Source organism: Bartonella sp. AP4SXKL, from assembly GCF_042195845.1.
Taxonomy (GTDB): Bacteria; Pseudomonadota; Alphaproteobacteria; order Rhizobiales; family Rhizobiaceae; genus Bartonella.
Window position 1 is genome coordinate 112,905 of record NZ_JBHIPA010000005.1, and the last position, 11,793, is coordinate 124,697.

An 11,793-nucleotide genomic window follows, 5' to 3' on the forward strand; every position below is an offset into this window, starting at 1 on the left:
AAAAAGCTACATATTTGTGCGAGATAAAGCGTGCTTCATATAAGTGTGATGTCTCTCTTTATTCGTTGAGATATCACTTATTTGTAGCATGAAGAGTAAATTTATTAAAATCATGATGAGAGGGAGATAGGAACTTTATAGGTGTATCATCATAGGATTAAGTCGTTTTGTTGAGAGCTATTTTTATTTCTGCTAAAAGGTTTTTGATATATTTAATTATTATTTCGTAATAGTGGATGTACTTTATTTTTATGTGTAAGAAAGCTGATTGATTGTGTAAAATAGCGTTCAAAAATTACATTATTTTTATCCTGTTAAGGACATTTTTTCTAGTGAGGGTTTTGCAATTGCAATGCTCTTTTTCTCATTCTAAATTTTGGTTAGAAAAAGCGTATATAGGTGTTATTTTAAATTTAAGATATGCATCTTCCATTGTTGGTGTTACTGTTGTAAAAAATGATATTTTATTTGATACGCATAAGGTGTTACCAAGAAGATCGATGTATAGATAAAATTTAGATTGTTACAATATCTTGAAAAAACAATGGGTAAATAATTGATAATTGTGCTACGAAAGTTGTTAGATGGGCGTGTGTCAGCAATTCTTAATAAAAAGGTTTTTCTTGATAGTCGTTTTTTTTCAAAATACTGCTCTTTTTATGCAAATCTTATGTTGGTAAGCTATGCAGTTTTCGCCGGAACAGGATAATGCATTGAAGGCTGTTGCCGCGTGGTTGAAGGAAGGGCGTTTTCCTCTTTTTCGCCTTTTTGGCTATGCGGGGACGGGTAAGACGACGCTTGCACGCTATTTTGCAGAGACAGTTGATGGTTCTGTTCAATTTGCTGCTTTTACAGGGAAGGCGGCGCAGGTTTTGCGTTCTAAAGGTGCAAGCAATGCTTGTACGATTCATTCGCTGATTTATTGTCCGCGTGGAGAAGAGGAAGTTTCCGATGAAATAACAGGAAAAAAGTCTATTGCTCCAACATTTATGTTAAATCGAAGAAGTGCTGCTGCACAAGCTAAACTCATTATTGTTGATGAGTGCTCGATGGTAGATGAAAAATTGGCCCGTGATTTAATGAGTTTTCGAACGCCAATTCTTGTTCTTGGTGATCCAGGTCAATTGCCTCCTATATCAGGTGGAGGCTTTTTTTCTAATGGGGAACCAGATTTTCTTCTTTCAGAAATTCATCGGCAAGCGCGAGATAATCCGATTATACGTCTTGCTATGGATGTACGTGAAGGACGCGATATTGCTTATGGTGACTATGGAGAAGCGCGCGTTGTGACACGTAAAGAGGTCAATCAACAATTGGTTTTGGATGCTGATCAGGTCTTGGTAGGGGTTAATCGTACACGCCACCTTTATAATCAGCGTTTACGTGTGTTAAAGGGATTTACAGCAGATTATCCACAAGCGGGAGATAAGCTGGTGTGTTTGCGAAATGATCCGATTAAAGGTTTGTTGAATGGCTCTTTATGGAAGGTGATGACTTCACAGAAGGAGACCGTTAAACCAAGTATTAATCTTCTTGTGAAACCAGAAGAAAGTGAGCGTGGGGTAGCAAAGATTAAACTTTTAAAAGCAGCGTTTGAAAACCCTGATCAAGAAATTTCATGGCAATTAAAAAAGCGATATGATGATTTTGATTATGGGTATGCATTAACGGTTCATAAGGCGCAAGGTTCTCAATGGAATAATGTCGTTTTGTTTGATGAAAGTTTTGCATTTCGTGATATGTATGCGCGCTGGCTTTATACGGGAATTACCCGCGCAGCAGAACGTTTAACGATTGTTCGATAGAAAAAAGATGTGTATATCATCTAAGTTTCAGATGGAAAATGCCTTTTTTCTATCTTGTTACACACTATAAAAAAATGGAAATGGGCATGGCGGTAAAACTTTCGGTTAATCTTAATGCTGTTGCTGTTTTGCGTAATCGACGTAATCTTCCGTGGCCAAGTATAACGAATATTGGGCATATAGCGCTTGCTGCTGGAGCAGCAGGTTTGACGGTTCATCCGCGCCCTGATGAAAGGCATATTCGTTTTGCGGATTTACCAGATATATACTGTTTAATAAAGAACACTTTTCCTACTGCTGAGTTTAATATTGAAGGTTATCCCAGTGATCAATTTTTGGATATCGCTAAAAACTATGCGGATCAGATTACCCTTGTTCCTGATGATCCAGATCAGTCAACGTCTGATCATGGTTGGAATTTTGCTCATGATGCAGAATTTTTAGCACCTATTATTCAGAATTTAAAAAACAGAAAGATTCGTGTATCCCTTTTTGCTAATCCTACTGTCGATGGTCTGGATATTGCTAAAACAATGGGCGCTGATCGTGTGGAATTTTACACGGGACCTTACGGTGGTGCATTTCAGGATAAAACAAAACAAGATCAAGAGCTCAATAAACTTGTTTTAGCAGCAAGAAGAGCAAAAGAATTGCAGTTAGGTATAAACGCGGGGCATGATCTGACACTTATGAATCTTCCTGCTCTTGTCAAAAATATTCCTTGGCTTGATGAAGTTTCTATTGGCCATGGGCTCATTGCTGATGCATTAGAGTATGGAATACATGAGACTGTTCAGCGTTTTATTCGGTTATTATCGTAATCTTTTTCTCTCTATAAAAATTGGAAAAGAAATTTTTATAGAGGTTTGCCAATTTATCTTAGAACATAATATATGTTTGAGATAAATAGCACTATTATCGTGCATTATAAATATTCTATTGTTCCTCTATTTATTGGTTGCTTTCTATCTTTTGTTTTTGAGTGTATGCGATGTTTTTATTTGTACTATCCATTATGAGGAAGTTTTAAAATCTTCTTATTATAATTTCTTTGAATGGAGAAGAAATAGGGTTTTGAAAGTATTTCCATTATAAAGGAGTGCGTAGGATTTTAATGGATCAATACATAAATTTTCTTGATATTTGAGCTCATTTTTGGGTTATCTGTAAATAGTATAACGTAAAATCTCCTTATGAATAAGCTTAATGCAATAGGAGCTGTTAAATAGAATGATAATATCGACTTGTAGCTTTATGAAGTAAAGAGAGTGATGTGCAATAAAACTTACACTATTATAGGGAATTCTTGAAAAGGGCTTGAGCATATTAAAATTTTTTTATAAGGCGCCATAAATGGATAACATAATAGCCGTATGGGGGGGATTCTTCGTGTGAGAGGCGTGGATATTAAAAGAATGTAAAAAGTAAAAGCATCCTCTCTATTATTCTAAAGATCTTGTTGTATATGCTTTTGAAGGTTGTATTAAAACAATACTTGTTATTTTGTAATTTTTCTTGCTATCCGTATTGATTTGGTTCATGTTAAGAATTGTATGTTGTATTTTAATTTTTAGGATATAATGTTTTGTTGCGCAATATACGCAATAGAAGAGTAGAGTATTAGCAGGTATATTTTCTTTAGAAATCTTGTTTTATGTAATATATCGTTCTTTTAGAGAAGCAGTTGAAGTGTATTTGGGGATCCGTATATGTTTTTGGAATGTTTGGGGACCACAGTTTTTTCTATACAATATGTAAACTTTAAAAGCTTATTCAATTGCTCTGTTCTTATAAGCAGCGTTTTTTGTCTTTATAGTGTGTGATGCACTGAAGATAATGTTTCTTATTGAATAAATAAGTAATCTGAAATCCAGTTTAAATAGAGAAAGAAGGAAGTGTTTTTATGCGTGTTTATTATGATCGTGATGCGGATGTTAATCTCATTAAAGGGAAAAAAGTAGCCATTGTTGGTTATGGTTCTCAAGGGCGTGCGCATGCTTTAAATTTGAAAGATTCCGGTGTTAAAAATGTACAAATAGCTTTGCGTTCAGGGTCGGAAACAGTTAAAAAGGCTACAGCCGATGGTTTTGAAGTGGTGAGTGTTGCTGAAGCAGCAAAATGGGCAGATCTCATTATGATGGCAACACCAGATGAATTGCAAGCTGATATTTATAAAGAGCATATTCATGACCATTTACGTGATGGGGCAGCAATTGCTTTTGCCCATGGTTTGAGCATTCATTTTGGCTTGATTGAACCTAAAAAAAACGTTGATATTGTGATGATTGCTCCTAAAGGTCCAGGGCATACAGTTCGTCATGAATACCAACGGGGTTGTGGTGTTCCTTGCTTAATAGCGGTGGCGCAAGATGCTTCAGGGCATGCACATAATGTAGCATTATCTTATGCATGTGGACTTGGTGGTGGACGTGCTGGGGTGATTGAAACAACATTTAAAGAAGAGTGCGAAACTGATCTTTTTGGTGAACAAGCGGTTCTTTGTGGTGGTCTTGTTGAATTGATTCGAGCCGGTTATGAAACGCTAACGGAAGCAGGTTATGCACCAGAAATGGCTTATTTTGAGTGTTTACATGAAGTGAAACTGATTGTTGATCTCATGTATGAAGGGGGCATTGCAAATATGAATTATTCGATTTCTAATACAGCTGAATGGGGTGAATATATGTCTGGTCCACGTGTGATTACGGATAAAACTAGAGCAGAAATGAAACGTATATTGAAAGATATTCAAACGGGTAAATTTACATCGAATTGGATTCAAGAATATAAAGCTGGTGCTGCTCATTTTAAAAGTATGCGGCGTTTAAATGATAATCATCCTATTGAAGAAGTTGGTAAAAAACTTCGTTCTATGATGCCTTGGATAAAATCGAATGCTTTGGTTGATAAAGAGCGTAATTGAAGCTTCTACAGAGATATTTTGTCAATAGCTTTTATAATTTTATAGATAAATATCAAAAAAAGGGTAACTTTAGTTACCCTTTTTTATATGTTTTTGGAAACATAAGCTTTATTTTTTAATTTTTTGCATAATTCTTTTTCCCAAAAAGAAAGTATACAATTCCTAAAAATATGAACCACGCTGGAGTGTATTTTAAAGCTATGGCAGTATCAGCTTCTAATGATAATAAATAGATAATGAATGCAAAGAAAACAAGAAGCGCCCAACACATAACAACACCTCCTGGCATTTTATAAGGAGAGACAGTATGCTGGAGAGGACGATTGCGGCGATAGACGATATAGCTGATCAAAATGATAGACCATACAAATATAAACAAAGTTGCGGCAATTGTCGTAACAATTGTAAAAGCAGCTATGAGTGTTTGAGATAACGATACAACGGCATAACCAAATAAGATGCATAAACATGAAAAGAATAATGCGTTGGCTGGAACGTGGTTACGAGAAAGTTTTCCTAAAAATTTAGGAGCACCTTTTTGTGTTGCTAGCCCATATATCATACGGCTGGTAGAAAAAATTCCACTATTTGCTGAAGATGCGGCAGCTGTGAGGACAACAAAGTTCATCAAACCTGCAGCAGTTGGAATACCAATAAGTGCATACATTGTTACAAATGGGCTTTTTTCTGGACTGATTTGATCCCACGGCGTCACAGACATAATCACAAGAAGAGAGAATATATAAAAGAATACAATGCGGATTGGTATTGAATTAACAGCCTGTGGTAAAGCTTTTTGAGGCTCTTTTACTTCAGCAGCAGCTGTTCCAGCGAGTTCAATGCCAACAAAAGCAAAAATAACAATTTGAAATCCAGCAAAAAAGCCTGTAATTCCTCGCGGAAAAATATTCCCACCGTTCCATATATGGCTAAGAGAAGCAACCGTACCGTTTGGAGAGACAAAACCGGTAAAGATCATATAAAATCCTACAACGATTAGGACTAGAATTGCTACGATTTTGATAAAACCAAACCAAAACTCAAGTTCGCCAAATAGTTTTACGGCGACGAGGTTAAGAATTAAAAAGGACATAAGACCAATTATAACAGGAATCCACGGATTGAGCTCAGGCCACCAAAAGTGTGTATAAGTGACAATAGCAATAATTTCAGCAGTTCCAGTGACAATCCAACACAACCAATATGTCCAGCCGATAAAGAATCCGGCACATGGCCCTAGAAGATCGGTTGAGAAGTCAATAAAAGATCGGTATTGTGTATTAGAAAGCAATAACTCTCCCATAGCACGCATGACAAAGTATAGAGCACAACCAATAATTGCATAAACGAGTAGAATTGAGGGGCCTGCTACACTGATTGTTTTTCCTGATCCCATGAAGAGACCTGTTCCAATCGCTCCACCAAGGGCTATAAGTTGTATGTGTCGGTTATGTAGTCCACGTTGCAATTTCTTCTTAGGTTTTTTTTCTAAATTTTGTTTGTTCATTTTTGGGGAGTTCTCCTTAGTTATTTTTAAATAAAAATTACCCTAAAAAAGGTAATTCCTTCTATCGGAACACGCTATGGTTAAGGAGTAAAGGAATTTTTTTCTATGACTATATGTGAATAAAGCAAAAACATTATTAATTAATGGAATAATTATTTTATATATAAGAAAAAAAAGATAAATTGTATTATATTTTTTTGATTTTTTATGTTTTATACATAAGTAATATATATAATATATAATATAATTTATATTATATATTATTATTATATGTATATAAATAATAATTTATATTTATGTATATTTGTTTATAGTAATTTTTATATAAATATCTTTATATTTAAAATTATTTATTTATAGATATTGTTATCTGTATAAAAATATAAATAAAATTGTAAATTTATTAAATATAAAACTTTGTATATAAATAAAATAAGTTTAAATTGTTAAACTATTATTTAAAACATTAAAAAATATATTTAAAATTTACATTTAAGTATTAATATTTAAAATTTATTACAAATAGAAAAATATTTTCATAGAATCTTTTTTTATTGCAGATAGCTATTAAGATATATTCTGTTTAGAGCTATATTTTTAATTTTGATAAAAAATTGAATATAAATTTTTTGGGGGGGAAAGTTTTAGATAAATCTCATGTTTTATTAGTAAACAATGTCAGTGAAGTTTATAGAGAATTTTTTACAGAATAGCTCGTTTCTTATCCTATTGTGCAGTAAAATACTGTTGTGTAGAGTAGTGATATAAAGCATATAACATTTTACGCATTAAGTATTTTTAGAATGGGTGGTGAGTGTTCAGGGCAGGGCTAGCCCATAGAGCCTTATGTAGGTGAACCATATAAATGATCAGCAGCATTCCCCCTTAATAAGCCGGATTGTTTACAAACCGGTGCCGGTAGGAATCGTCGTTTTTTGATGTTTGGGGAGGAGGTTAAGTAGAAAAAGGGTAACTAAAATTACCCTTTTTTGAGATGTTTTTATGTATAGACTTTATTTGTTACCTTGAGTTATTTTTTTCTTTACAAACATAAAATACATTATACCTAAGAAAACAAACCAGAATATACTATATTTTAAGGCTAGTAGAGTATCAGCTTCTAATGTCAACAAATAGAGCATGAAAACAAAGAAAACTAAAATTATCCCACACATGATAACACCTCCTGGCATTTTATAAATGGATTCAGCGTGTAGATGAGGGCGATTGCGACGATACACAATATAGCTAATCAAAATTACAGACCATACGAATAAAAATGCAATAGCTGAAATGCTTGTCACAATTGTAAAAGCACTTATGAGGCTTGGAGAGAGTGAGGCAATTGTATACCCTATTAAAATACATAAACAGGAAAAGAATAGAGCATTGGCTGGAACATGGTATCTGGAAAGTTTACCTAAAATTGGAGGGGCACCTTTTTGTGTTGCAAGTCCATATATCATACGGCTGGTAGAAAAAATACCACTATTTGCTGAAGAGGCAGCTGAGGTAATAACGACAAAGTTTACCAAGCCAGCAGCTATCGGAATGCCTGCAAGCCAAAACATCGAGACAAAGGGGCTTTTATCTGGAACAATTTGATCCCAAGGTGTGACAGACATAATTACAGCGAGAGAAAAAATGTAAAAGAGTACAATACGGATCGGTATTGCATTAATTGCTTTGGGGAGAACTTTTTTAGGTTCTTTTACTTCAGCAGCGGTTGTTCCAGCAATTTCTATACCAACAAAAGAAAAAATGGCAATTTGAAATCCAGCAAAAAAACCTGTCATTCCTCGCGGAAAGATATTGCCATCGTTCCATACGTGATTGAGAGAAGCAACCGTACCATTGGGAGAGGTAAAGCCCGTAACGATCATATAAAATCCCACAACAATTAATGCTAAAATTGCGACGACTTTGATAAGACCAAACCAGAATTCAAGTTCACCGAATAGTTTCACGGCAAAGAGGTTAAAGATTAAAAAGACACTAATGCAGGTAAAAACGGTAAACCATGGATTGAGTGTTGGCCACCAAAAGTTCATATAAGTGATGATGGCAATAATGTCAGCAGCTCCAGTTACAACCCAGCTCAACCAATAGCTCCAGCCAACAAAGAAAGCGATTCCCGGTCCTAGCATATCGGTTGAAAAATCAATAAGAGATCGGTATTGTGAATTAGAAAGCAACAATTCTCCCATAGCACGCATGACAAAGTATAGAGCAAAACCGATAATAGCATAAACGAGTATGATGGAAGGACCTGCTACACTAATTGTTTTTCCTGCCCCCATGAAGAGACCTGTTCCAATAGCACCACCAATGGCTATAAGTTGTACATGTCGGTTGTGTAGTCCACGCTGTAACTTATTCTGAGAATTATCTTTTAAATTTTGTTTGTAGCTCATTTTTTGGGGGTTCCCTTTAATTATTTTGAGATTAAATTACACTAAAAAAGCATTATTTTGTATCGAAGCATGATATAAATGAGGTGTAAAGGAAAAAAACGTTTTTTAGGATTTTGTGTGGATAAAGAAAAGAATATGTTTTAGGAATATGGTTTTGAAAAAAGAGAATGTTTTCCTCTTAAATAACGTAACAGATATTTGAATGGGGAGCTTTTTATTGTTATGAATAACAAATTAATTGTTCATTAAAAGACGTGGGGCTTTTAAAATTATTTCAGAAAGTTGTCAGGAGTTTTTATAATTTTTTGAAACTTATTATTTGTAATCAGTGCATTATTTATTATTATTCATAATGGTGAGAGTTTACTTTTTGCTCAAGTAGCACTCGAGAGTTCTCATCTTAGTTTAAGAAACAATTTTTAATGGAAAATTAAAATGATTTTTAAATCATTTTTTTGTTTGTATGGTGCTATCATAAATCAAAAAGTTACTTTTGTTTCATAAACGAAAAGAGGAATATCATAGCTTATTTTTTTAAAAGTGATGAATAAGGATTTTGTTTAGATATTGGTAACATTTTATAAAATGTTGCGAGAAACTCACATTGTTTACACAAAGTTTACACAAACGTCCTTGAGAGTATGATAAAGAAATGCAACGTAATTCAGTTATACAAAGAAAAAAGAACTGGGGATTGTATAAGCTCTGTTAGAGATTGAGCTATTCATAGTGAGAGACAGAATCAGGAAAAGATTGCTCTATTAACTTTACAATTTGTTATCAAAGATAAAACTGTTCCTGTCGCAATGTTAATCGAGCCTTTTACCCGCTGCTTTTTTAAGGCGGTACTGGCAAATGATATAAAAATGGTCATTAAAGTAAACCATGCAAAGATGTTGAAAGAATGTATTGTGACAAGTTCAAAACCTTTTTTAATGCTACCTCCAGAAGCTAAGAATTTTGGAAAAGCTGCTATGTAAAATATAGATACTTTGGGGTTTAGTATTTGTGTCAGAAAACCGTCCATATAGCTGGTTAAAAGCTTTGTTTAACTCGTAGCATGCTTTTCATTCGTTGAACTTCTTTCTTTTGAATTTAAGCTGTGTATTCCAGATTTAATTGATTTAAAGCCCATGTATAATAAATAGCTGCCACCCATGAGTTTTACTAAAAAAAACAGCGTTTTGTTGTTGAGAATGAGCGCTGATACACCTAGGTGTGGAAAATGCCCCATGCACATATGTTGCTGTACACAATCCTAAAACGTTTACAAATGCGTTCTTTCTTCCCAATCTCGTTGCATTATCGATGATAAGGGCCATATTCGGCCCCGGTGAGATGACTAAAAAAAATGAAACAATGAAAAAGGTCAGTATTTGATGATTCATTTTACTTTTAGCTCTGAAATTAATTGATTTTCGAGATACAATTCTATTCTGTCAAACTGAGAAAGTTTTCCGACACCCTGTGGAGTGCCTGTGTATATGAGATCACCACGTCTTAGCTGAATGTAGTGACTTAAAAATGAGATTACCTTCTCAAAGTTAAAGATCATATTTTTCGTATTGCCAACTTGTCTTGTTTCGCCATTTAACTTCATTGCAAAGGTTATTGGGTTGTTTATTTTTTCCTTGTTTATGAAGTCAGAGACGTATGCGGCGCCTTTAAATCCTTTCGATAAAAGCCAAGGAAGCTTTTTTTCTTTCAGTTTTGTTTGCAAATCCCGCGCTGTGAGATCAAGACCTATTGCTACGGCATCATAGCATTCTTCTGCTTCTTCCTCCATGATCATGAAAGCGTCCTTTGAGATTTTGAGTACAATTTCGGTTTCAAAATGTATTTCTTTGGAAAAATTAGGGAGATAAATTTCATTGCCTAAAACGAGTGAACTTTTTGGCTTGCTAAAGATAACAGGTTCATCTTCAACAACATTACCTAGTTCATGAACATGTTCAACATAATTGTATCCAACACAGTAGATGTCATTTATCATGGGAGCCCTCCAAATTTTTCATTTTCTCTTTGTATAGGCAAGAGAAAACTTTGCAAACAACATTTTTTCTTATATCGCGTTTTGCGTTTTCTGGAAAAGAAGCATTATGTGGGTTAATGACTAACCACGATGACAGCCCTTCGCATTATCCTCTTTTGAAGAGTGCTCAATCTTATAGTCTTTGAGATTATTTTCATTTTGATTGCTAATCTCCTGAAATTACTTTATTACTTAAAGAGTAATTTTGCTCGTCTACGCAGCGATTAGTAGGGTCTGAAAGCCCTAAAGTTCGATCATAAATGAGCCCACTCTGTGGGTGTCTCGGAATTATGGGATATTTTTCTATATCTAGGTGCTATGAGCACTAAAAGTAAAAATCTGGTTCGTATTCAATACTTTCAGGCTCTCGGAATACTAATGCGAGGGTGCTCGCAACCGGCGGGGGACTTGAAAGTGAAAAGCAAAAAGCCACATTTTAACGACATTTCTATAGGCAAAAAATCGCTTTCAAAGAAAAATGCTGGGAATGTCGTAAAAGCAATTAGGGCACCAATTAGGGATAACTTTTCAACAAATCCAAAAGTATGAGAAAGTCTGTGATGATTAAAAAGAAGCAGACCGTGGCAAACTTATTATGGCATTTGGAACGGAGAAGATTTTTACCAGCTTTAAGATAGCACAACAAATAGCCGGAACTGGAGAGCGTGTTTTGTTTCTCGTGCCTTTTCTGGCTTTGATGTCATAAACGATAAGAGAATGGACACGCTATACAGAAGTACTGTTTCATTCCTTTGTGGTGTATTCTGATACATAAGTTGGCAAGCGTCGTAAAACAAAGATGCTGTTGTCGAACTCGATGTCTCAGATCTTGGCTCTATCAGCTACCAACTGATGTTCAAAAGCTTTGAAAAAAACAAATAAAGTCTTAGCGAATGCAATGACCGTGGTGTTTGCTACTTACCAATTAATCCAAGTGATTGCGGATGCGCAAGAGAAATACGGTTTATCAGAATTTGATCTGATCATTTGTGAAGCGGTGCAGGTTAAGGCAGATAAGGTAGAACCTTTGGTTGTAGAAGCCAAGGAAGTAGCCGAGACTGCGAAGTCGACAGCAGAAGAAGCGAAGAGTGTTGCGGAGCAAGCAAAAGAAG

General features: G+C 34.8%; 6 protein-coding genes and 3 pseudogenes. 5 read left to right on the plus strand and 4 right to left on the minus strand.

The genetic code is table 11. The features are described from left to right. Positions 1-683 precede the first annotated feature (683 nt). From ACFIMI_RS04145 to ilvC, 3 genes are all read left to right on the plus strand, one after another. The gene (locus ACFIMI_RS04145) at positions 684-1,805 is read left to right on the plus strand and encodes an ATP-dependent RecD-like DNA helicase (protein ID WP_375613392.1); all 1,122 of its coding nucleotides are present in this window, start codon (positions 684-686) and stop codon (positions 1,803-1,805) included. Positions 1,806-1,891: 86 nt separating this feature from the next. Next, positions 1,892-2,626: a pyridoxine 5'-phosphate synthase gene (locus ACFIMI_RS04150; protein WP_375692270.1), complete on the plus strand. Its 735-nt coding sequence runs from the start codon at positions 1,892-1,894 to the stop codon at positions 2,624-2,626. Between the two features lie 1,082 nt (positions 2,627-3,708). Further along, a complete protein-coding gene (ilvC, locus tag ACFIMI_RS04155; RefSeq protein WP_375623314.1) occupies positions 3,709-4,728 on the plus strand; it encodes a ketol-acid reductoisomerase in 1,020 nt (339 codons plus the stop codon). A 115-nt stretch (positions 4,729-4,843) separates the two neighbouring features. Here the strand turns inward: ilvC and ACFIMI_RS04160 are convergent, their stop codons facing one another. The 4 genes and pseudogenes from ACFIMI_RS04160 to ACFIMI_RS04175 form a co-directional block, all read right to left on the minus strand. Further along, positions 4,844-6,235, minus strand: a complete 1,392-nt coding sequence (locus tag ACFIMI_RS04160; RefSeq protein WP_375623312.1) for an amino acid permease — start codon at positions 6,233-6,235, stop codon at positions 4,844-4,846. Positions 6,236-7,248: 1,013 nt separating this feature from the next. Further along, positions 7,249-8,649 (minus strand): amino acid permease, encoded by a 1,401-nt coding sequence (locus ACFIMI_RS04165; protein ID WP_375613396.1) that lies wholly within the window; start codon positions 8,647-8,649, stop codon positions 7,249-7,251. Positions 8,650-9,391: 742 nt separating this feature from the next. Next, positions 9,392-9,889 (minus strand): annotated as a pseudogene (locus tag ACFIMI_RS04170) (LysE family translocator). Between the two features lie 144 nt (positions 9,890-10,033). Further along, the gene (locus tag ACFIMI_RS04175) at positions 10,034-10,642 is read right to left on the minus strand and encodes a fumarylacetoacetate hydrolase family protein (protein WP_375668351.1); all 609 of its coding nucleotides are present in this window, start codon (positions 10,640-10,642) and stop codon (positions 10,034-10,036) included. A gap of 357 nt (positions 10,643-10,999) precedes the next feature. On the opposite strand from ACFIMI_RS04175, the pseudogene ACFIMI_RS04180 reads away from it, so the two are divergent. Then, positions 11,000-11,174, plus strand: a pseudogene (locus tag ACFIMI_RS04180) (transcriptional regulator); the annotation flags it as partial. Between the two features lie 75 nt (positions 11,175-11,249). Beyond that, positions 11,250-11,675: pseudogene (locus tag ACFIMI_RS04185) on the plus strand (DEAD/DEAH box helicase family protein); the annotation flags it as partial. Positions 11,676-11,793 lie beyond the last annotated feature (118 nt).